Annotated in this window: 20 protein-coding genes; 10 read left to right on the forward strand and 10 right to left on the reverse strand. The window is 53.1% G+C overall.

Going from position 1 to position 21,054, the window contains the following annotated elements; all coding sequences use genetic code 11:
- Nucleotides 1–7 precede the first annotated feature (7 nt).
- Genes MOQ06_RS21185 through MOQ06_RS21195 form a run of 3 tightly spaced genes read right to left on the reverse strand, consistent with a single transcriptional unit; the run spans nucleotide 8 to nucleotide 2,089 of the window.
- On the reverse strand, nucleotides 8–658 hold the full coding sequence (locus MOQ06_RS21185; protein ID WP_242174717.1) for a hypothetical protein: 651 nt from the start codon (nucleotides 656–658) through the stop codon (nucleotides 8–10).
- Between the two features lie 8 nt (nucleotides 659–666).
- On the reverse strand, nucleotides 667–1,272 hold the full coding sequence (locus MOQ06_RS21190; RefSeq protein WP_242174718.1) for a hypothetical protein: 606 nt from the start codon (nucleotides 1,270–1,272) through the stop codon (nucleotides 667–669).
- A gap of 10 nt (nucleotides 1,273–1,282) precedes the next feature.
- A complete protein-coding gene (locus MOQ06_RS21195) occupies nucleotides 1,283–2,089 on the reverse strand; it encodes an EAL domain-containing protein (protein ID WP_242174720.1) in 807 nt (268 codons plus the stop codon).
- A gap of 438 nt (nucleotides 2,090–2,527) precedes the next feature.
- On the opposite strand from MOQ06_RS21195, the gene MOQ06_RS21200 reads away from it, so the two are divergent.
- Complete coding sequence (locus tag MOQ06_RS21200; protein WP_148420730.1) at nucleotides 2,528–3,379, forward strand: winged helix-turn-helix domain-containing protein; 852 nt, start codon at nucleotides 2,528–2,530, stop codon at nucleotides 3,377–3,379.
- 187 nt (nucleotides 3,380–3,566) lie between these two features.
- A complete protein-coding gene (locus MOQ06_RS21205; RefSeq protein WP_242174722.1) occupies nucleotides 3,567–3,863 on the forward strand; it encodes a hypothetical protein in 297 nt (98 codons plus the stop codon).
- A 387-nt stretch (nucleotides 3,864–4,250) separates the two neighbouring features.
- Here the strand turns inward: MOQ06_RS21205 and MOQ06_RS21210 are convergent, their stop codons facing one another.
- From MOQ06_RS21210 to mntR, 6 genes are all read right to left on the reverse strand, one after another.
- Nucleotides 4,251–5,291 carry an aldo/keto reductase gene (locus MOQ06_RS21210; protein ID WP_242174723.1) on the reverse strand — a complete coding sequence of 347 codons (1,041 nt, stop codon included), beginning with the start codon at nucleotides 5,289–5,291 and terminating at the stop codon, nucleotides 4,251–4,253.
- Nucleotides 5,292–5,392: 101 nt separating this feature from the next.
- Nucleotides 5,393–6,916, reverse strand: coding sequence for an efflux transporter outer membrane subunit (locus tag MOQ06_RS21215; protein ID WP_242174724.1), 1,524 nt, complete (start codon nucleotides 6,914–6,916; stop codon nucleotides 5,393–5,395).
- Nucleotides 6,916–8,487, reverse strand: coding sequence for a DHA2 family efflux MFS transporter permease subunit (locus MOQ06_RS21220; RefSeq protein ID WP_242174725.1), 1,572 nt, complete (start codon nucleotides 8,485–8,487; stop codon nucleotides 6,916–6,918). Before MOQ06_RS21220 ends, MOQ06_RS21215 begins: the two co-directional genes overlap by 1 nt.
- Entirely contained in the window at nucleotides 8,484–9,578 is a 1,095-nt protein-coding gene (locus MOQ06_RS21225) for an HlyD family secretion protein (protein ID WP_148420735.1), read from the reverse strand. The genes MOQ06_RS21220 and MOQ06_RS21225 overlap by 4 nt, the downstream gene beginning before the upstream one ends.
- A gap of 101 nt (nucleotides 9,579–9,679) precedes the next feature.
- Nucleotides 9,680–10,789 carry an anion transporter gene (locus MOQ06_RS21230; protein WP_176610823.1) on the reverse strand — a complete coding sequence of 370 codons (1,110 nt, stop codon included), beginning with the start codon at nucleotides 10,787–10,789 and terminating at the stop codon, nucleotides 9,680–9,682.
- On the reverse strand, nucleotides 10,786–11,256 hold the full coding sequence (gene mntR / locus MOQ06_RS21235; RefSeq protein WP_148420737.1) for a manganese-binding transcriptional regulator MntR: 471 nt from the start codon (nucleotides 11,254–11,256) through the stop codon (nucleotides 10,786–10,788). Before mntR ends, MOQ06_RS21230 begins: the two co-directional genes overlap by 4 nt.
- 183 nt (nucleotides 11,257–11,439) lie before the next feature.
- Between mntR and mntS the strand changes: the two genes are divergently transcribed.
- Nucleotides 11,440–11,568 carry a manganase accumulation protein MntS gene (mntS, locus tag MOQ06_RS21240; RefSeq protein WP_032645368.1) on the forward strand — a complete coding sequence of 43 codons (129 nt, stop codon included), beginning with the start codon at nucleotides 11,440–11,442 and terminating at the stop codon, nucleotides 11,566–11,568.
- A gap of 268 nt (nucleotides 11,569–11,836) precedes the next feature.
- A complete protein-coding gene (locus tag MOQ06_RS21245; RefSeq protein WP_242174726.1) occupies nucleotides 11,837–13,420 on the forward strand; it encodes a phosphoethanolamine transferase in 1,584 nt (527 codons plus the stop codon).
- 143 nt (nucleotides 13,421–13,563) lie between these two features.
- Here MOQ06_RS21245 and ompX read toward each other — a convergent pair whose 3' ends face one another.
- On the reverse strand, nucleotides 13,564–14,082 hold the full coding sequence (gene ompX / locus MOQ06_RS21250) for an outer membrane protein OmpX (RefSeq protein WP_003858450.1): 519 nt from the start codon (nucleotides 14,080–14,082) through the stop codon (nucleotides 13,564–13,566).
- A 354-nt stretch (nucleotides 14,083–14,436) separates the two neighbouring features.
- Here ompX and rhtA point away from each other — a divergent pair, with 354 nt between their 5' ends.
- The 6 genes from rhtA (at nucleotide 14,437) to ybiO (ending at nucleotide 21,036) form a co-directional block, all read left to right on the forward strand.
- Nucleotides 14,437–15,324 (forward strand): threonine/homoserine exporter RhtA, encoded by an 888-nt coding sequence (gene rhtA, locus MOQ06_RS21255; RefSeq protein ID WP_176610825.1) that lies wholly within the window; start codon nucleotides 14,437–14,439, stop codon nucleotides 15,322–15,324.
- A 300-nt stretch (nucleotides 15,325–15,624) separates the two neighbouring features.
- Nucleotides 15,625–16,128: a DNA starvation/stationary phase protection protein Dps gene (gene dps / locus MOQ06_RS21260; protein ID WP_000100801.1), complete on the forward strand. Its 504-nt coding sequence runs from the start codon at nucleotides 15,625–15,627 to the stop codon at nucleotides 16,126–16,128.
- Nucleotides 16,129–16,489: 361 nt separating this feature from the next.
- On the forward strand, nucleotides 16,490–17,233 hold the full coding sequence (gene glnH / locus MOQ06_RS21265) for a glutamine ABC transporter substrate-binding protein GlnH (protein ID WP_003858455.1): 744 nt from the start codon (nucleotides 16,490–16,492) through the stop codon (nucleotides 17,231–17,233).
- A gap of 93 nt (nucleotides 17,234–17,326) precedes the next feature.
- Nucleotides 17,327–17,986 carry a glutamine ABC transporter permease GlnP gene (glnP, locus tag MOQ06_RS21270; protein ID WP_003858462.1) on the forward strand — a complete coding sequence of 220 codons (660 nt, stop codon included), beginning with the start codon at nucleotides 17,327–17,329 and terminating at the stop codon, nucleotides 17,984–17,986.
- Nucleotides 17,983–18,705: a glutamine ABC transporter ATP-binding protein GlnQ gene (glnQ, locus tag MOQ06_RS21275; protein ID WP_242174727.1), complete on the forward strand. Its 723-nt coding sequence runs from the start codon at nucleotides 17,983–17,985 to the stop codon at nucleotides 18,703–18,705. Before glnP ends, glnQ begins: the two co-directional genes overlap by 4 nt.
- Nucleotides 18,706–18,825: 120 nt before the next feature.
- Nucleotides 18,826–21,036 (forward strand): mechanosensitive channel protein, encoded by a 2,211-nt coding sequence (ybiO, locus tag MOQ06_RS21280; RefSeq protein WP_148420859.1) that lies wholly within the window; start codon nucleotides 18,826–18,828, stop codon nucleotides 21,034–21,036.
- The last annotated feature ends 18 nt before the right edge of the window (nucleotides 21,037–21,054 follow it).

The raw sequence follows: 21,054 nt of genomic DNA on the forward strand, positions 1-21,054 counted from the left end.
CCTTTTATTACTTAATTCCAACTATCAATCCATCTATCAGTGGTTTTTCTAAAGAATAACCGTACAAGCGACTTTTATTGGAATTGATTATCTCGTAAGCACTTTTATGGTCTCGCTTAACTCGAACTAATAAAGTGCTAGCAAAAAAAACAGCCTGAGTAATAATATCCTTTTTTTGAGCGATATTTTCCAATGAATATTGCCCAATATAATCCATATATATGGATACACTTAATTTTCCAGCAAGCATTTTTGAAGTAGCCAAATCAATTGGATCCTCGAAAAAATCATCAACCACAGCGTAATGATCTGTCTCAATGGAAGACAAAAGCATCAACCACAATGAGGCGTAATCAGCATCACGGCGATTGTTACCCTTTTTAATTTTTTCAAATGATTTTTTTGCTTCATTTAACTGACCTAACGCATAATAATTAACTGCAGAAGCCACACTCATGTTGCTTCCTTCTATACTATGATTTAAATGATCGTATAACTTTCTGGCGTTTTCATGCTGCCCTATTAAATCAAGCTCATTAGCAATTTTTATCGAGACATGATCAGATGTTTTCGCGTTATCGTGCGAAGCGAATACAGTATCCGCCCCAAAAGATAATAGTAAAAAGATAGCCGCAACTGTAATTAAAACATCATTCATAAAACACCTCATAAATTCTCAAAAGAACCACTTTCTAAGCCAATAGTCCTTATTTGACTTAACACTTTGACAATAGGATATGCAGCGCCATCTCCAGACACTCTAAATTTTTGATACGCAGAACGTTTGTAATAACTCGTTCTTTTTCTTTCATTATTTTCTTGCAAATATCTCAACTGTTCTAGTTTTAAACCAAAGTAATCTAAAAGAACCGACTCTTCGTTGTGGGATAGCGATGTTTCAGTCCTAGATAAAATAGCAGGTGTTTTAATGAACAACCTTTTTAATCGTTCTAAAGAAACGTAACGATCGATCACTAAAGAACGCCTGTAATAAAGAACCATATCTTTCTTACAAAGAGTTCGAATAGAATAGAAAACGTTAGTGTTTTCCATACAGGATATTTCCTTAATGATATTTAAATCATCCACGGCTAAAAGAACAACATCATCCATAGTCCTGGCTGACGTAAGGAAAATATCTATTAACCCACCACGAGTCAGATCGTACAGGTAATAACATGTAACATTCAAATATCGTTTACCATTAAATAGAGACTGTAAACCTCTAATATAATAGTAATCGTCAGATATGATTTTAACATTCTTTCGCATAGACGCACCCTTATCCCTGGCCTCCAAATTTACTTAACAAAATGCAAAACTCTTTAACTGGAACTGGCTTTGAGTAATAAAAACCTTGCATTAAAGAAATGCCACACTCTTCAAGTGCATGTTGCTGGTTAGAATTTTCGACTCCTTCAGCAATAACTTTTACATCACAAAAACTCGATAGACTTACTATACTGTTAACTAGTTTCTTGTGTATTAATTCGTTTTTTTCAGTGATACGAGTTACAGAACGATCTAGTTTCAGCATCGCAACGTTAGTGATTCCAAAGTATCGCATTGCTGCGGAGTTTATCCCTGCATCATCAATAGCAATTTTTACACCAATTGAATCATAAAAAGCGATTGATTCGATTAACCCTTCCGTTAAATCCATAACATTTCTTTCGACGATCTCAAGCAACACTTCAACATTTGAAGGGAAGCAATGTTTAAATCTGACGATCTCTTTCTTCATCGCTTCTGACATAATCTGTGATGCAGTTATGTTCAATGTGAAAATAAACCCTTGCGGTATATTTCCTATAGCATTATATCGACTCAGTTGCTCAACTGTTTTAAGTAACAATTGCCTGGCGTAGAAATCTGCTCGACCCGGAGCTTCGAGTTCTTCTATTTGAAATTGATTTAGGATGTAACCTTTATTTGTCTCAACCCGACAAAGAATTTCTACGCCTGCAAGCGTGCAATCTAAAACATTAACAATCGGTTGCAAGAAGGGAGTTACATCCATTATAGATGCTGAGTTATAAACAGCATTGAACTCCATTCGAGACTTCCCACTATTGTTCGTTATCAGCATCGTACGTTCCCTTCTGGCCACCAGGTTGTGTTGCCCTGAACATGTATGTGTATGTTGTCAACGCCTGCGTTGATTGATCTAAACCAATGGTTACTTGCTGTAACACATTTTACATCACCCCTCCCCTTTCAGAATATTATATTAAACAAAAGCAAAAATACGGGATTAACATCTAGTGATATAAAAAAACAAAGACATTTAAACCATGAATATATAAAATACATAAAAGTATAAGATTATAATTTTACGAAACATCTCTATATTAATAAAAAAAGACTCACAAATTCCCCAAAAATATAAAAAATAATCAACAATTATCACCTTTGTTTATTTAACTTAGTGACATAGATTATTCTTATGATAAAGTAGCACTACTAAACAGGCGGGCAATAAATACACAAACTGTAGGCACAACAACTATATATAGGTCAGAAGGTTATGTTATATATTTTTAATGATAAGGTTGTTTATGATGATACTCAGTGTTCTTTAACCAACATTGATACTAATGATACAATACTGCTCCCGGCTACAGCCTCGCGGTTGTTATCACTATTCATTAAATATCAAGGAACTACGTTAACTCGCACCGAAATTTTAAACAGTGTCTGGGATGAATACGGATATAAGGCCTCGAACAATACTCTTTCACAATACATATCCCTTATCCGTAAAAACTTTCAACTTCTTGGAGACAATACTGAATTTCTGATAACTATACCGCGGACTGGATTTGTGCTGACAACGAAAGTCGAAGTCAGGCTAGTTGAAAGCTTAACTGATGCGTCTTCTTTTGTGTCTACATTGGATAACCCTTTGACACCTCTTGAACATTCGGAGTCGTTAGCTTCTTTCCATACCGAACATACCGATAATTCATTAATTATGACAAAAGATAATCTCAGTTCTTTATTGAAAGAAAATGATATTAAATACTTTCATTATATTAATGTGCTTTCATTCATCATACTTTGCTCTGTTTTGCTTTTATTTTACTTATATAGAGGGGAGATTAAAACTACGAAACTTTATCTGGCCGGAAAAATTGACTCCTGCTCAGTTTACACGCTTTATAAAAGCTCGAAGGATTTAATCGGTTCTAAATTAGTTACCATTGAACATATTGCTAAAGATAAGTTACCATGCGTCGCTAATAACTTCTATATCTCACAACTTGAAGACAGTCTGCTTTATGATAAAACAGGTCGGTTATTTATTAGCCGATGTGGTTATCAGGATAATATATCTAAAGTTATCTCTACCTGTAAGAGCCTTTTTACTCATGAATAAAAAATATAAAATCTTGACGTGTTTTATTTTTATCACTCTTATAATAATCCTTACCGTTATTACCTTATGCTTTATCTCGAATAGTAATAATGTAAATTGTACTGCCGCCGTTGAAATGAACTCTCCAGGGGATCATGAATATACTTTTAATGGTACAATCAGCGTTAAGATCCGCCCAGGAACAGGCATGATCAGCATCTTTGGAACATCTGTATCAGCCAGGCAACCCGTTCCAATTAATAAACATCTTGTCAATCGCGACATAACCTTTAAGGTGCTTGGCAGAAACAAGAGTGATTTTTATTTATCTGATATATTAGTTTCTAAACACCCTGATGATAATATGACCCAAAATGAATCAGCAGGGTTATTGTTCGATCTGTTTGATTTTGAGAACAAAAGAATTACGATTCGAAAACATACAAACTCATTTATTATTGGGGATTTACCACTACCCTCCTTCATTTGCATTAAAAAGAAATAAAACACATTAAGCAATAATTATTGAATAATTTTGATTTGCGTGGATTAAAAAAGTATATGATGGGCTTTATCTTCGCCGCTACTTTCAGATTCTGGGAAAGCAGGTTATGCCTGTTAGACTCTTTCCAGTCTATTCCTTCATGCGCAGCTGGATTATTGCCAGCCCGTGGTTGCACTTACGGACTACCTGGAGACGTATGAAGGGAACATCAGCGGGCTGCAGCCCTGGTGAATTACAAAACCAGTATCAGCGCGCTGTCGTAGCGGCAATGAAAATTGCAGGTATTTCATTTACTGGAGTTTTCTGTTTGAACAAAAATGATGAGTACCATAACTTCTTAAGGCCTTCCCCCCCGGCAAGCGACGCGCTGCCGGGGGGGAAGGAAGGTTACTGCTGCGCGAGCTGGCTGCGGCGATATTCGCCCTGCCGCTCCAGCATCCAGCCCGGATATTCGCGCGGCAGCGCGCTGACGGCATCAAGCTCTCTAAGCTCGTCTTCGCTCAGGCGGATCCCGGTCGCGGCAATGTTGTCCTCCAGCTGCTCGACCCGTTTCGCACCGATAATCACGCTGGTCACCGCTTTTTGATGCAGCAGCCACGCCAGCGCGATTTGCGCCACGGAGACGCCCTTACGCTCGGCAATGACGCGCATCACGTCCACGCAGTCGAAGGCGCGATCTTTATTCACCGGCGGGAAGTCAAACTCCAGACGACGGCCTCCGGTTTCGCTCTGCCCGTCACGGCCGTATTTTCCGCTCAGCAGGCCGCCCGCCAGCGGGCTCCAGACCATCAGCCCGACGCCTTCGCTCTGCATCATCGGCACCAGCTCGCGCTCCAGGTCGCGTCCGGCGATGGTGTAATACGCCTGGAGTGAGGCGAAACGGGACAGGCCCAGGCGTTCGGAAATGCCCAGCGCTTTGGCAATCTGCCAGGCCGCCCAGTTAGAGACGCCGATATAGCGCACGTGGCCGTGCTGCACCAGGTTATCCAGCGCATAGAGGGTCTCTTCGATGGGGGTCGCCGGATCGAAGCCGTGTAGCTGATAGAGATCGATATGATCGAGCTGCAGGCGGCGCAGGCTCTCCTTTACGCTGCCGATAATGTGATAGCGCGAGCCGCCGCGTGAGTTCACTCCCGCGGTCCCCGTTTCACCAAACACCTTGGTGGCGACCACCACGTTTTCGCGCGGGACGTTCAGGTTTTTCAGCGCCTGACCGAGGATCTCCTCCGAGCGTCCTTCCGAATAGACGTCGGCAGTGTCGATAAAGTTGATGCCGGCGTCCAGCGCGCGGCCCACCAGCTGCTCGGCGTCGTTTTGCCTGAGCTGGCCAATCTTGCCCCACATGCCGCCCTCGCCGCCGAAGGTCATGGTGCCGAGGCAGAGTTCTGAAACAAACAGTCCGGTATTGCCCAGTTTTTGATAACGCATAACGCTTTCCTCGCATGTCGATGGGTGTCCGTTAGTTATACCCGCCCCTCGGCCATCGCGAATGTGGCGTTCCTGTCCGTTTCTTGCCCAATCCTCCAAATCTATCCGCGCGGGGCATCGCCAAAGACGGCGTAATCCGGGAGCTGCACCTGCTGATACGGCTCCCAGCCGCCGCCGAGTGCTTTGTAGAGCGCCACCAGGTCAAGCGCGCTCTGCACTTGCGCCTGCGCGCGCTGCTGCTGCGCCTGCGCCAGCTGCCGCTGGGCGTCCAGCACGTCGATAAAGCTGGCGATCCCCTGCCGGTAGCTGTCGCTCGCCAGGTCAAAGGCGTTTTGCAGCGCATCGATGGTTTTCGCGAGGCCCGCCTCACGCTGCTGGTCGGTGCGATAGCTCACCAGGGCATTTTCGACGTCGCCGAGCGCCGTCAGCACCGTCTGACGGTAGTCCAGTACCGCCGCGCCCTGCTGCGCGCGCGCCACCTTCACGCTGGAGACCAGCCGACCGCCCTGGAAGATGGGAATGGAAACCTGCGGGCCAAAGCTGTAGAAGTGGCTGCTCCAGTCGGTCAGCCAGCCGGATTCGCTGTTGCGCATGCCAAACTGCCCGGAAAGGGTAAAGCTCGGAAAAAGCTCCGCCACCGAGACGCCGATTTGCGCCGTGGCGGCATGGAGGTTCGCCTCCGCTTCGCGCACGTCCGGGCGACGCCGCGCCAGCGTTGACGGAATGCCCGTTTGCACAATATCCGGCAACGCGGGCATAGGCTGTGAAGACTGGAGTTCAGCATCCAGCGCGCCCGGCGGCTTGCCGAGGAGGATCGCCAGGCCGTTCATCGCCTGACGCGCCTGCGCCTCATACTGCGGCAGCTGGGCTTCAAGAGTGCCCAGCTGCGCCCGGGCGTTTTCCACGTCCATCTGCGGTGACAGCCCGCCGCGCTGGCGGCTCTCCGTGAGCGCCAGCGTCTGCCGGGCGCTCTCAATCTGGGTATTGAGCGTAGCGATGATGCTTTGCGCGCCACGCAGCTGTAGCCAGGCGCGAGCCACTTCCGCCTCAAGCGACACCAGCGCATCGTTACGCTGCTCTACTGCCGCCCTCTGCTGCGCCTCCGCCGCCTCCACCTGACGACGCACCTTGCCCCACAGGTCGATTTCCCACCGGGCGTCAAAGCTGCCCTGATAAAGGTTGATCGGCTGCGTCAGCGGTCCTAACGCCCCCCGCAGCTGCGGGTCGACGTTATCCAGCTGGTCGTACACGCCGTGGGATTTCAGCTCCCCTTCCAGGCCGAGCTGCTGGCGCGTGGCCTGCACGCTGCCGTTCACCGAGGGGAAAAATGCCCCGCCCGCCTGGTTAATCTGTTCACGCGCGCCGGCAATGCGCAGTACCGTCTGCTGTAGCGTCAGGTTCCCGGCGATGGCGCGCTCAACCAGGCTATCGAGCTGCGGCGAGCCGAAGGTTTTCCACCAGCGCGGATTGGTCGCGGCGGAGGTAGTTTGCGATTTCACCGCGCCGTCGCCCTTATCGTTCCAGCGCGCGGCCGCAGGCGGTGCGGGCTGCTGGTAGTCGGGCCCGACGGCGCAGCCCACCAGCAGCATCATTATCATCAGGGGGTGTAAACGTCTGTGTATCATCAGTGTGCTCCTGCACTCCCCTCGCTCTTAACCGGCGAGAGCAACAAACAAAACGGAATCAGTAAAAAGGCCACCGCGCTCAGCAGGGTGAAGACGTCGATGTAGGCCAGGAAGCGCGACTGCTCGATCATCGTCTGGTACATCCGCCCGGTGGCAATGCCGGTCGGATCGCCCACCTGGGTGGTGAAGTTCTGGATCGCCTGCGCGCTTTCGCGTATCGCCAGCTGGAACTGTTCGTTAAACGGCGAGGCGTGATACGCCAGGTGCGCGCTGTGCGCCTGCGAGCGCTCGGTAATGGCCGCCGTCGAGAGCGAAATGCCAATCGAGCCCGCCACGTTGCGGAACATGGTGAACAGCGCCGCCGCATCGGCGTTGAGCCGCCTCGGAATCGAGATAAACGCGATGGTGGTCAGCGGTACGAACAGGAACCCGAGCCCAATCGACTGGGCGCTGCGGAACAGCACCAGGGTTTCGAAGTCAATATCCGGCGTCAGCGTGCGCGACCAGAAGAACGACACCGCCAGGCAGGTAAAGCCAAAGGCGATGATCCAGCGCGTCTGCACCACCGGCATCAGCTTCAGCACCAGCGGAATAGTTAAGACGATCAGCACCGCCCCGGGCGACAGCACCAGCCCGGACCAGGTGGCGGTATAGCCTAAATCCTGCTGCGCCAGCTGCGGGATAACAACCGAGCTGCCGTACAGGATCATCGCCATCCCCGCCATCAGCAGGCTGGAGACGGCGAAGTTACGGTCCTTCATGCAGTGCAGATCCACCACAGGCTTTTTGGCATACACCAGCCAGTAGATCGCGCCGATAATGCCGACCAGCGTCAGCACCGCAAAGGTGCGGATAAAGTTCGAGTAGAACCAGTCGTCGTCCTCGCCCCGGTCGAGCATCACCTGCAAACAGCCCAGACCGAGGGCGATCAGGCCGATCCCCATCCAGTCGACGGTGAGCTTCTCTTCCGATTTTTTCTCCCACGGCGGATCTTCCAGCAGCTGGTAGATCGCCAGCACCGTCACGATCCCCACCGGAATATTGATGAAGAACACCCAGCGCCAGGAGTAGTTATCGGTGATCCAGCCGCCCAGCGTCGGGCCAAGCACCGGCGCAACGATAATGGCAATCGACGAAAGACCGAAAGCTTTGCCCCTGTCCTCCGGCTTGAAGTAGTCGAGCAAAACCGACTGCTGCGTGGGCTGCAATCCGCCGCCGAAGAAGCCCTGCATCACGCGGAACAGGATAATTTGCCACAGCTCGGTGGCGATGCCGCACAGGAACGAGCAGATGGTGAACATGACGATGCAGATCAGGAAGAACTGCTTGCGGCCAAACAGGCGGCTCAGGAACGCCGAGATGGGCAGCACGATGCCGTTCGCCACCAGGTAGCTGGTGAGCACCCAGGTGGATTCGTCATAGCTGGCCGAAAGCGACCCCGCCACGTGCGGCAGCGCCACGTTGACGATGGTGGTGTCCAGAATTTCCATAAACACCGCCAGGGTGACCACAATCGCCACCGCCCACGGGTTGCTGGCGGGCTTCCAGTTTTCGTGGCTGCTGTCCGTCATTCCACGGTGACCTTCGGTTCAACCGACAGCCCCAGCGGCAGCGGCCTGTTCGGATCCAGCCCTTTATCAATGACGATTTTCACCGGCACGCGCTGAACGATCTTCACAAAGTTACCGGTAGCGTTTTCCGACGGGAAGGCGGAGAAGCGCGAGCCGCTGCCCTGCTGGATGCTGTCGATGTGGCCTTCCAGCGCCATATCCGGCCAGGCATCCACGGAGACGGTGACCCTATCTCCGGGCTTCATGCGCTCAAGCTGCGACTCCTTGAAGTTCGCCACTACCCACACGTTCGGGGACACCAGCGAGAACAGCGCCGTGCCCGCCTGCACCAGCGTGCCGGGCTGCACGTTGCGTTTGGTCACAAAGCCGTCGAACGGGGCGCGGACTTCGGTATAAGAGAGGTTCAGGTTGGCGGTTTCCAGCTGCGCTCTGGCCTGGTCGACCTGCCGCTCGCGGGCTTCGACGTTGGTCTCCTGCTGGCGAATTTGCAGCTGAACCTGCTCCGCCACCTCCAGCTGCGCCCGGGCGCTGGCAAGACCCGCCTGCGCGCTGCGCAGCTGGGCATTCGCGGAATCGATACTTTGCTGAGTGGTCGCGCGCGGGTCAACGCCGCGCTGGCGGCGATACTCCGCCTGCGCGTTCGCCATATCCGCCTGCGCTTTCAGCACCTGAGCCCTGGCTTCGTCGCGCTGGGCGGGATATTGCACCTTCGAGAGCGCCAGCTGCGCCTGAGCCTGATGCAGCTGAGCCTGCGCCAGCCCGAGCTCGGCCTTAGCCCGATCGCGCTGGGCGATGTTATCGCGAGGATCGATTACCACCAGCACGTCGCCTTTTTTCACGCGCTGGTTATCCCGCACGCGAAGCTCGGTAACGTAGCCCGCCGTTTTAGGGGCAATCGTCACCACGTCACCGTCGGTAAAGGCGTCGTCGGTGGTCTCTTCGTTACGGGTCAAAAACCACCACACCAGCGCCACAATCACCATCACGATGACCACGATGCCAAGGATAATTAACGGTTTTTTGCCCGGGCGCTTGCGCTCGTTATTATTGTTTTCCTGCTCGTCAGCAGGTGGGTTTTGATCTTCTGCCATAGTTCAGCAACGGTCCTGTCAGTGAGCGGCATCACACTATGCCGTTCACTAAAGCTAGGACGTTGCTATACATTTGCCAGGAAAAACTGACAAATTGCGCACTATATGAGAAGGAATAGTCCGAAACCGACCGCCGCTGACCAGAGCAGCATCGGGATTGACCAGAGATGGAAGCGCCACCAGATGCGGCGGTCGTTTGCCATACGCAGGGCGATCAGGTTCGCCAGCGAGCCGGGCAGCAGCCCAAAGCCACCGACGTTAACCGCCCAGGCCAGCAGCGCCGTAGGGGGAACATAGTTAAGCAGTAAAATGGTGGACGGCACGTTGCTGATGACCTGCGAAAGACCAATCGCCGTCAGCCACAGCCCCGCCTGGGACAGGCCGCTGACGCCGTGAAGAACGCTCTGCAATACCGGGAGCTGGATCAGCAGATGCACATCGATAAACATCGCCATAAAGACCAGCAGCAGCGTCCAGTCAACGCTCACCAGCACCCGCCGGGCGAGGAACAGGAAACCGCACGCCACCAGCAGCGCGCCCGCCAGGGCCTGGTTTAGCTCCAGCGCGGTGAGGAAAACGATATACAGGCCGAGGCAGCTCCAGACCAGGCGCGGCTGCCACTGCGGGCCGGCCGTACCGCTGTGGTACTGCAGCGATTTATTAGGGAAGGCAAACCAGCAGACCACCAGTAGCGTCAGCACGATCGCCAGCGCCAGCGGCGCCATCCGCCAGGTAAAGGCGGTAAACGACAGGCCGGAGCGTCCCCACAGCAAAATGTTCTGCGGGTTTCCAATCGGCGTGAGCAGCGAGCCGGCGTTAACGGCCAGCGCTTCAAAAATGATCAGACGGGTCACCGGAATTTCGCACAGCTTACGCAACGTGAGCGTAAGCGGCACCACGATAAACAGCGCCACGTCGTTGGTCAGAAACGTCGACAGCAGCGCCGCCGAGAAGACCATAAACAGCGCCAGCCTGCGCTCGGTGGCAAAGCGGCGCACCATTTTGCGCCCCAGGACGTCGAAATAGCCGCTCAGCTCAACGCCCTTGGTGAGCATCATCAGCCCGCTCAGGGTGATGATGGTGCGCCAGTCAATGGCCGCAGGCCAGGCCTGCGGCGCAAAGGGCACAAACAGGCTGAGCCCGACGCCAATAATAAGCAGCAGATGGAAAAAGCGATCGCGTTTCAGGGCCTGCAGGCCGGGGATGTTCATTCAGCGGAGGGACCGTATTTGAGCGTAAATTCGCGGAACCGTACCAGCGTCTCTTCGCTGACGTGGTGCTCCATCCCTTCGGCATCCCGACGGGCAATTTCCGGGCTCACGCCCAGCACCAGTAAAAAATTCTCGACGATCTGATGGCGCTCGCGGCTCTCCTGCGCCAGCTTTTCGCCTTCAGCGGTGAGGAACACCCCGCGCCACGGGATCATCTCGATCAGCCCTACCGACGCCAGACGTTTTAACATTTTGGCAACCGTTGGCTGTGAAACGCCCAGACGTGCGGCCATATCCACCTGACGCGCTTCCCCGACTTCACGAATCAGGTCGGAGATCAGCTCAACATAATCATCAATCAGCTCCCGGCGGTGCGCCTCACGCACCTGACGAAACCCTTCCACATGCTCTTCAACGTTCACCAGTTGCGTCGTTTTTTTAGTTGGCTTACCTGCGCGACGGTTCATTGTGCTTCCTCAATGGGGTTGACGCTTCCAGCGCCCTGTAACGGAGCGCACATTGTAAACCATAGCTCTACAAGCACAAAAAATTAACGAATTAGCCATAGCTATACAATATAGCCTGTGCTATATCTGTATGTAATGCAGTCACCCTTCACGGATCGAAGGGATCAAAAATCAGGAGGTCTTATGAACGAATTCAAGAGGTGTATGACCGTGTTTACCCACTCTCCCTTCAAAGTGCGCTTAATGCTGTTGAACATGCTGTGCGATATGTTTAACAACAAACCGCACCAGGACGACAAATCCTCCCACTAAGCGGCGTCGCGGCACGCCGCTTCATTTTCCCTTCACGCTTTCCCTGTAAACGGCCAATTCCCGATTATTTTTGCGGATTTGCAGCCCCCTTCGCAAAACATCTGTTTAGCAACTGTTGACCTTAATTCACGCTCGCACTATCTTCTTGCAGCCCTGCACAATTTGCGGCTCGCTGAAGCGGACCTCGCATTCCCTTTCCACGCACTGTCCGGCAGGCTTTGACCCTTGGCGCCAGGGTGAGCACATGGCGTTTTCGTGATAGTGATCTATGAACGTAACCCTGATTGATACGCTTGTTACCCGCAGCCGGGCCTTAAGCCCGTGGACGGGATTCTATTTTTTGCAGTCGCTGCTGATTAACTTTGCGCTTGGCTACCCCTTCAGCCTGCTTTATGCCGTCGCGTTCACCTGCATCCTGCACCTGCTGTGGCGAAGCGCACCGCGCGTGCAGAAAGTGCTTCTGGGTCTCTGCTCCCTGGTCGCCGCGGCCTATTTCCCGTTTGGCCAGGCGTATGGCGCGCCAAACTTTAATACCCTGCTGGCGCTGCACTCCACCAATATGGAAGAGTCCACGGAGATCCTGACGATCTTCCCGTGGTACAGCTACGTCGTTGGCCTTTTTATTTTTGCCCTTGGGGTGATTGCGGTTCGCCGTAAGCCGGATGCGAGAAAGGCGTGGGGTAAAATTGAAAGCCTGTGCCTGGCCTTCAGCGTGGTGACGTTTTTTGTCGCGCCGGTACAAAACCTGGCCTGGGGCGGCGTGTTTAAGCTTAAAGATACCGGGTATCCGGTGTTTCGCTTCGTCAAGGACGTGGTGGTCAATAACGAGGAAGTGCTCGACGAGCAGGCGCGCATGGCCGAGCTTTCCACGATGAAAGATACCTGGAACGTGCTGGCGGTGAAGCCGAAGTACCACACCTACGTCGTGGTGATCGGCGAAAGCGCGCGTCGCGATGCGCTTGGCGCGTTTGGCGGCCACTGGGACAACACGCCGTTTGCCAGCACCGTCAACGGCACGCTGTTTACCGACTACGTTGCCGCCAGCGGCTCGACGCAGAAATCCCTCGGCCTGACGCTTAACCGCGTGGTGGATGGCAAACCGCAGTTTCAGGATAATTTTGTCACGCTGGCTAACCGCGCCGGTTTCCAGACCTGGTGGTTCTCAAATCAGGGACAGATTGGTGAATACGATACCGCTATTGCCAGCATCGCGAAGCGTGCCGACGAGGTGCAGTTCCTGAAGAGCGGTGACTTTGAAGCGGATAAAAATACCAAAGATGAAGCGCTGCTGAAGATGACGGCGCAGGTTTTTGCCACCCAGCGCACCCAGCCGCAGCTGATTGTCCTGCATCTGATGGGGTCCCATCCGCAGGCCTGCGACCGCACGCAGGGTAAGTACGCCGACTTTGTGCAGTCGAAAGAGACCTCCTGCTACCTCTACACCATGACGCAAACCGACGATCTGCTCAGCAAGCTGTACGCGCAGCTGCGCAACAGCGGCGACAGCTTCTCCATGGTCTATTTCTCAGACCACGGCCTGGCGTTTAAGGAGCGCGGCAAAGAGGTGCAGTATCTGGCGCACGATGATAAATTCCAGCAGAACTTCCAGGTGCCGTTCATGGTGCTGTCGAGCGATGACAAAACGCATCGCATCATTAAGGCACGCCGTTCCGCCAACGACTTCCTGAAATTCTTCTCACAGTGGACGGGCATTAAGGCGAAGGAGATAAAAAATGATTACCCGTTTATCTCCGGGAAGAAGGGTCCGCCAGTTTACATTACCAACTTCAGGTTACAGAAAGTTGACTATAACCATCTGGGGACGGATATTTTCGATATTAAGAGCAAGTGATCTCCGCTGACTCGGGCGGCCTGTTGCCCTCACCCGCGGGGAACGAACGTAAAAAACGGCAATCATGGATTGCCGTTTTGCTTTAAGCTTCTCAAAAAAAATCCGCCACAAGGGGCGGATTTTTTACTGGCTCACCGAAGTGATTAGAAGCGGTAACCTACGCCCGCGATCCAGGTGCCAACGTCAACGTTGCGGATACGGCTCTGCTCATAGGAGAAGTCCAGAGCAACGTTTTCGATTGGGTTGAACTGCATACCTGCGCCATAGGAGAAACCGTAGTCGCTGTTGCTAGCAGTACGGTTCAGACCCTGGTTTTCGGTCTGCTGGAATTTACCGTAGCCAACACCTACAACACCGTAGATGCTTGCCCAGTCATTCAGGCGGTAAGCAGGACCCGCGGTGATGCCGTAGTACTGACCTTTATTGTAAGAGCCATTTTCAGTACGATCTTTCTCGGTGTAGGTGAAAGAACCGATCACGCCCAGCGGGTTGTTGTCTTGCTCGTAACGGTACTTCAGGTTGAAACCGTTGGTTTTGTTCATCACGCCCTGCATATCGCTCTGAGCGTAACCACCAGTTACAGTTGAAGTTGCCGCTACAGCGGTACCTGCGGAAACAGCCAGAACAGCTGCCAGTGCTGAAAGACATGCAATTTTTTTCATAACCACCTCAAATGTGCTTCAAGTAAGTCCGTAAGTTTTAAATATATCAAAAAATTCTGTGAAACTCTTTGTTCTTCACGATGTCTAATGAGACCTTTCCTGTAACAGAACATTTCCAGAAGGCTCTATCTTGTTAAAATAACTCCAGATTTTCACCTTTTAACGCTAATAGTGCGCGCCATCGCCGTTACATTCATCCAGATTATTCCTAATCTTTCAGGCGATAAAATCATCAACCTTTCCTCATTTTACGGATTTTCCCTGGTTTTTTTTCAACAGTAGCTCAACCGTTGCAGCTTATTTCCATTACACTGCCACTTTTACCTCATTTGACATAAATTGACAGGAGAAAGGATGCCTGGTTTACCCCGCAAGTCTTCGGTCTGGATGCCGGTTGTAGTCATACTTATCGCGATGATGTCCATTCAGAGTGGCGCGTCGCTGGCGAAATCCCTCTTTCCGCTGGTCGGTGCGCCGGGCGTCACGGCGCTGCGCATCGCGTTAGGCACCCTGATCCTCGTGGTTATCTTTAAGCCCTGGCGGTTACGCTTTAAAAAGGAGCAGCGGCTGCCCCTGCTCTTTTATGGGCTGGCGCTGGGAGGGATGAACTATATGTTCTATCTCTCAATTCAGACCATCCCGCTGGGGATCGCGGTTGCGCTTGAATTTACCGGCCCGCTGGCCGTCGCCCTCTTCTCTTCCCGTCGTCCGGTAGACTTTATCTGGGTGATCCTTGCCGTGCTGGGGCTATGGTTCCTGCTGCCGCTGGGTCAAAGCGTGTCGCAAGTCGATTTAACGGGTGCCGCTCTGGCGCTGGGCGCAGGGGCGTGCTGGGCGGTTTACATACTAACCGGCCAGCGTGCAGGTGAAGAACACGGTCCGGCGACGGTCGCGTTAGGGTCGCTGATTGCCGCCATCATTTTTGTTCCGCTTGGCATGGCGCAGGCCACGGACTCAATATGGCAGTGGTCCATCCTGCCGGTGGGGCTGGCGGTCGCTATCCTCTCTACGGCGCTGCCCTACTCTCTGGAGATGATCGCCCTGACGCGCCTGCCCACGCGCATTTTCGGCACCCTGATGAGCATGGAACCCGCCCTGGCCGCCGTTTCGGGAATGATTTTCCTCGGCGAAACCCTGACGCTGGTGCAAACGCTGGCGCTCTGCTCCATTATTGCGGCATCAATGGGCTCCACGCTGACCATGCGTCCAGAACCTAAGGTTCAAAAAATCGACCTCGGCTAACCCCTTATATTCTGCATGGTTCATCCGCCATGCAGAATATACGCCGAATCCGTTCGCCCAAATACTTTCTTACAAAGTCGCCTTTATTGCTGAAATATGTCACCCGCCCGCCTTGCCAGAGGATAAATTAAGATTGATCTGCATCAATTTTTATAGATTCCTTTTATTTCAACTAGTTAATAATACAACCATCCTTTCGCTATTAAACCGATAGGCAGCGCCAAACCGCAGAGAAAAAATCCGGTGCTATACTTAGTTCCGTAATTACCTGGGACACAAACATCAAGAGGATATGAGATTATGAGTACCGCTAAACTGGTGAAAACGAAAGCGTCTAATCTGCTTTATACCCGTAACGATGTATCGGATAGCGATAAAAAGGCAACCATTGAGCTGCTGAATCGCCAGGTGGTCCAGTTCATCGATCTTTCGCTGATCACCAAACAGGCCCACTGGAATATGCGCGGTGCAAACTTTATTGCCGTTCATGAAATGCTGGATGGCTTCCGCACAGCACTGGTTACACACCTTGATACCATGGCCGAACGCGCCGTACAGCTGGGCGGCGTGGCGCTGGGCACCACGCAGGTGATCAACAGCAAAACGCCACTGAAAAGCTACCCGCTGGATATTCATACCGTTCAGGATCACCTGAAAGAGCTGGCGGACCGCTACGCGATCGTGGCGAACGACGTTCGTAAAGCCATCGGTGAAGCAAAAGATGAAGATACCGCTGATATCTTCACCGCCGCCTCCCGCGACCTGGATCAGTTCCTGTGGTTCATTGAGTCCAACATCGAATAATCCCTGCGGATTATCTGAATAGCCCTCGCCCCTGGCGGGGGTTTTGCACATTTATGGTGCGCACTTTTGGGCGAAACGGCCGCAAAAGTGAATAAAATGTAATAATCACCTCACACAACCGTTAACGGAAGATTGTTTTTCCGTCAGATTCTGCGCTAAATACCTCCCTGTCAGAAGCCCTTAACGAAGCGCACCAAAACGGTGCTCCATTCTGGTGCAACAGAACAGGATTGCCACGCTTATTGTGCAATGCGTGACATCATCTCCTTTGTAAAACAACAGGTTGTAAAACTGGCACGATTTTTTCATTGTGCCTGACGTTCTCGCAGGGGATCGCCCCGTGGATATAAAAGGAAATGCTATGAAGTCTGTATTAAAAGTTTCACTGGCTGCACTTACCCTGGCGTTTGCGGTGTCCTCTCAGGCCGCCGACAAGCTGGTTGTGGCGACTGACACGGCGTTCGTACCGTTTGAATTTAAGCAGGGTGATAAATACGTCGGTTTTGACGTCGATCTGTGGGCCGCTGTCGCAAAAGAACTTAAGCTGGACTACACCCTGAAGCCAATGGACTTCAGCGGGATCATCCCGGCGCTGCAAACCAAAAACGTTGACCTGGCGCTGGCTGGCATCACCATTACCGAAGAACGTAAAAAAGCGATCGATTTCTCAGACGGCTACTACAAAAGCGGCCTGCTGGTGATGGTGAAAGCGGACAACAACGACGTGAAAAGCGTGAAAGATCTGGACGGTAAAGTGGTCGCTGTGAAGAGCGGCACCGGTTCCGTTGATTACGCGAAAGCCAACATCAAAACCAAAGACCTGCGTCAGTTCCCGAACATCGACAACGCCTATATGGAACTCGGCACCAACCGCGCTGACGCGGTGCTGCACGATACCCCGAACATCCTGTACTTCATCAAAACCGCAGGCAACGGCAAGTTCAAAGCGGTAGGCGATTCTCTGGAAGCACAACAGTACGGTATCGCGTTCCCGAAAGGCAGCGACGACCTGCGTAACAAGGTGAACGGCGCGCTGAAAACGCTGAAAGAGAACGGCACCTATAACGAAATCTACAAAAAATGGTTCGGTACCGAGCCTAAATAATTTTACCTGATCTCAGGTTTGTAACGCCCGGTGGCGCTCACGCTTGCCGGGCCTACGTTTTTTGTTTTTCACCACGGTATACAGGAATACATCATGCAGTTTGACTGGAGCGCCATCTGGCCTGCCATTCCTCTCTTGCTTGAAGGCGCCAAAATGACCCTATGGATCTCGGTCCTTGGTCTGGTTGGCGGGTTGATTATCGGTCTGGTGGCCGGTTTCGCTCGCACCTACGGCGGCTGGATTGCAAACCACATCGCACTGGTTTTCATCGAAGTGATCCGCGGCACCCCGATTGTGGTGCAGGTGATGTTTATCTACTTCGCCCTGCCAATGGCATTCACCGACCTGCGCATTGACCCGTTCAGCGCCGCCGTTGTGACCATAATGATCAACTCAGGTGCCTACATTGCGGAAATCACCCGCGGTGCGGTGCTGTCGATTCATAAAGGCTTCAGCGAAGCCGGCCTGGCGCTAGGCCTTTCACGTCGCGAAACGATCCGTCACGTGATCCTGCCGCTGGCGCTGCGCCGCATGCTGCCACCGCTGGGCAACCAGTGGATCATCAGTATCAAAGACACCTCGCTGTTCATTGTAATCGGCGTTGCCGAGCTGACCCGCCAGGGCCAGGAGATCATTGCGGGTAACTTCCGCGCCCTGGAAATCTGGAGTGCGGTCGCCGTTGTTTATCTGATTATCACGCTTGTCCTGAGCTTTGTTCTGCGTCGTCTTGAAAGAAGGATGAAAATCCTGTGATTGAATTTAAAAACGTTTCCAAGCACTTTGGCCCAACCCAGGTGCTGCACAATATTGATTTGAACATCAGGCAGGGTGAAGTGGTGGTCATTATCGGGCCGTCCGGCTCCGGTAAATCCACCCTGCTGCGCTGCATTAACAAGCTCGAAGAGATCACCGGCGGCGATTTAATCGTCGATGGTCTGAAGGTTAACGATCCGAAAGTGGACGAGCGCCTGATCCGCCAGGAAGCGGGCATGGTGTTCCAGCAGTTCTACCTGTTCCCGCACCTGACGGCGCTGGAAAACGTGATGTTCGGTCCGCTGCGCGTGCGCGGAGCCAGCAAAGCGGCGGCCGAAACGCTGGCGAAAGATCTGCTGGCAAAAGTGGGCCTGGCGGAGCGTGCCCATCACTATCCTTCCGAGCTGTCCGGCGGCCAGCAGCAGCGCGTGGCGATTGCCCGTGCGCTGGCGGTGAAGCCAAAAATGATGCTGTTTGATGAGCCAACCTCCGCACTCGACCCGGAGCTGCGTCACGAGGTGCTTAAGGTCATGCAGGATCTGGCGGAAGAAGGCATGACGATGGTTATCGTTACCCACGAAATCGGCTTTGCCGAAAAGGTGGCGTCCCGTCTGATCTTCATTGATAAAGGCCGTATCGCGGAAGACGGAAATCCGCAGGCGCTGATCGCGAACCCGCCAAGCCAGCGCCTCCAGGAATTCCTTCAGCACGTCTCCTGACAGCAGTACGCTAAGCCGGGCTTGCCCGGCTTTTTTACGCCGGATTGTTCCCAAAAACTCCCCTCCGCTTCTCGCCCTCTATACTTATCATTTTGCACGATATTTTTGTCGGAGGACGCCGTGCCGTGGATCCTGTTGCTCTTGTTTAGCCTGCTTAGCGCGCCATCGCTGGCTGTAACCATTCCTGGCGTCACCACCGGAGCCACCGCCACCCAGCAGAATGCGCCGCCGGAGCCTGACGCCGAAAAGAAAAAAGCCGCCTACAGCGCCCTTGCCGACGTGCTTGAGAACGACACGTCCCGGCAGGAGTTAATCGATCAGCTAAGGAAGGTGGCCGCCACGCCGCCTCAGGATCCGGTTCCGACCATAGCGCCGCCGCAGGTCGAAGAAGAAAAAACGGTGCTGGAAAACGTCACCGACATTAGCCGTCACTACGGTGAAGCGCTGTCGTCGCGTTTTGCCCAGCTCTACCGAAACCTGATTGGCACATCCCACAAGCCTTTTAACCCCCACACCTTCTCCGCTGCCGCCACGCAGTTTGCCATTCTGGCGGGGGCCGTATTCATTTTTTACTGGCTGCTGCGCCTGTGCGTCTGGCCGCTGTACCGAAAAATGGGCCAGTGGGGACGTAAAAAGAATCAGCAAAAAAGCAGCTGGTTACATCTTCCGGCGATGATTACCGGAGCCTTTATCATCGATTTGCTGCTGCTGGCGATGACGCTGTTTGTCGGCCAGCTGCTGGCAGACCGGCTTAACACCGGAAACAAAACCATCGCCTTTCAGCAGGCGCTGTTCCTCAACGCGTTTGCGCTGATTGAATTCTTTAAGGCCCTTCTGCGGCTGATCTTCTGCCCGCGCGTGCCGGATCTTCGCCCCTTCGCGATTCAGGATCGGAGCGCCAAATACTGGGCGGTGCGGCTCAGCGTGCTGAGCGGGTTAATTGGTTACGGCCTGCTGGTTGCCGTGCCGATTATTTCCAACCAGGTTAACGTGCAGTTTGGGGCGCTGGCGAACGTGCTAATCATGCTCTGTATAACCGTCTGGGCGCTGTACCTCATCTTCCATAATAAAAAAGCGATAACCGAGAGCCTGCTGCACCTGGCCGATCGCTCCCTCTCCTTTTTCAGCCTGTTTATCCGCGCCTTTGCCCTGGTGTGGCACTGGCTGGCCAGCGCCTATTTTATTGTGCTGTGCTTCTTCTCGCTGTTCGACCCGGGCAACAGCCTGAAGTTTATGATGGGGGCAACGTTTAAAAGCCTGGCGATTATCGGCATAGCGGCGTTTGTCTCCGGCCTGCTCTCCCGCTGGCTTTCGAAAACCATTACCCTGTCGCCGCCGGTTCAGCGGAATTACCCGGAGCTGCAAAAACGGGTTAACGGCTGGATGTCGGTCTCCCTGAAAGCGGCGCGTATTCTGACGGTCTGCGTGGCAATCATGCTGCTGCTGAACGCGTGGAGCCTGTTTGATTTCTGGAACTGGCTGCATAACGGCGCGGGGGAAAAGACCGTCGATATACTTATTCGTATCGCGCTGATCCTGTTCTTCTCCGCCGTCGGCTGGACGCTGCTGGCAAGCCTTATCGAGAACCGTCTGGTCTCGGATGTCCATGGCAGGCCGCTGCCCAGCGCCCGCGCCCGCACGCTGCTCACGCTGTTTCGCAACGCGCTGGCGGTGATCATCAGCACCATTACCATCATGATTGTGCTGTCGGAGATCGGCGTGAATATCGCCCCGCTGCTGGCAGGCGCTGGTGCCCTGGGGCTGGCGATCTCCTTCGGTTCGCAGACGCTGGTAAAAGATATTATCACCGGCATCTTTATCCAGTTTGAGAACGGGATGAACACCGGAGACCTCGTTACCATCGGGCCGCTCACCGGCACGGTGGAGCGGATGTCCATTCGCTCCGTCGGCGTGCGTCAGGACACCGGGGCGTACCACATCATTCCGTGGTCATCGATCACCACCTTTGCCAACTTTGTGCGCGGCATTGGTTCGGTGGTGGCGAACTACGACGTGGATCGCCATGAAGACGCGGAGAAAGCGAAGCAGGCGCTGCGGGACGCGGTGAGCGAACTGATGGAGATGGAGGATATTCGCGGGCTGGTGATTGGCGAGCCGTCGTTCGCCGGCATCGTCGGGCTGACGAATACCGCCTTTACCCTGCGCGTATCGTTCACCACCCAGCCGCTAAAGCAGTGGACGGTGCGCTTCGCGCTCGACAGCATGGTGAAAAAACACTTCGATCTGGCGGAGGTGCGCGCGCCGGTACAGACCTATCAGGTACTGCCATCACCGGCTACGCCGCCGCCGCCGCAGGCGCCGACGCTGTAATCGTTCTGCCCGGCGGCG

This window comes from Enterobacter sp. I4 (genome assembly GCF_022669095.1).
GTDB classification, from domain to species: Bacteria; Pseudomonadota; Gammaproteobacteria; order Enterobacterales; family Enterobacteriaceae; genus Enterobacter; species Enterobacter pasteurii.

Coding starts and splice junctions, on each gene's coding strand:
- MOQ06_RS21185 (WP_242174717.1), bottom strand. CDS start 658: ATGAATGATGTTTTAATTACAGTTGCGGCTATCTTTTTACTATTATCT.
- MOQ06_RS21190 (WP_242174718.1), bottom strand. CDS start 1,272: ATGCGAAAGAATGTTAAAATCATATCTGACGATTACTATTATATTAGA.
- MOQ06_RS21195 (WP_242174720.1), bottom strand. CDS start 2,089: ATGCTGATAACGAACAATAGTGGGAAGTCTCGAATGGAGTTCAATGCT.
- MOQ06_RS21200 (WP_148420730.1), top strand. CDS start 2,528: ATGTTATATATTTTTAATGATAAGGTTGTTTATGATGATACTCAGTGT.
- MOQ06_RS21205 (WP_242174722.1), top strand. CDS start 3,567: ATGATCAGCATCTTTGGAACATCTGTATCAGCCAGGCAACCCGTTCCA.
- MOQ06_RS21210 (WP_242174723.1), bottom strand. CDS start 5,291: ATGCGTTATCAAAAACTGGGCAATACCGGACTGTTTGTTTCAGAACTC.
- MOQ06_RS21215 (WP_242174724.1), bottom strand. CDS start 6,916: ATGATACACAGACGTTTACACCCCCTGATGATAATGATGCTGCTGGTG.
- MOQ06_RS21220 (WP_242174725.1), bottom strand. CDS start 8,487: ATGACGGACAGCAGCCACGAAAACTGGAAGCCCGCCAGCAACCCGTGG.
- MOQ06_RS21225 (WP_148420735.1), bottom strand. CDS start 9,578: ATGGCAGAAGATCAAAACCCACCTGCTGACGAGCAGGAAAACAATAAT.
- MOQ06_RS21230 (WP_176610823.1), bottom strand. CDS start 10,789: ATGAACATCCCCGGCCTGCAGGCCCTGAAACGCGATCGCTTTTTCCAT.
- mntR (WP_148420737.1), bottom strand. CDS start 11,256: ATGAACCGTCGCGCAGGTAAGCCAACTAAAAAAACGACGCAACTGGTG.
- mntS (WP_032645368.1), top strand. CDS start 11,440: ATGAACGAATTCAAGAGGTGTATGACCGTGTTTACCCACTCTCCCTTC.
- MOQ06_RS21245 (WP_242174726.1), top strand. CDS start 11,837: ATGAACGTAACCCTGATTGATACGCTTGTTACCCGCAGCCGGGCCTTA.
- ompX (WP_003858450.1), bottom strand. CDS start 14,082: ATGAAAAAAATTGCATGTCTTTCAGCACTGGCAGCTGTTCTGGCTGTT.
- rhtA (WP_176610825.1), top strand. CDS start 14,437: ATGCCTGGTTTACCCCGCAAGTCTTCGGTCTGGATGCCGGTTGTAGTC.
- dps (WP_000100801.1), top strand. CDS start 15,625: ATGAGTACCGCTAAACTGGTGAAAACGAAAGCGTCTAATCTGCTTTAT.
- glnH (WP_003858455.1), top strand. CDS start 16,490: ATGAAGTCTGTATTAAAAGTTTCACTGGCTGCACTTACCCTGGCGTTT.
- glnP (WP_003858462.1), top strand. CDS start 17,327: ATGCAGTTTGACTGGAGCGCCATCTGGCCTGCCATTCCTCTCTTGCTT.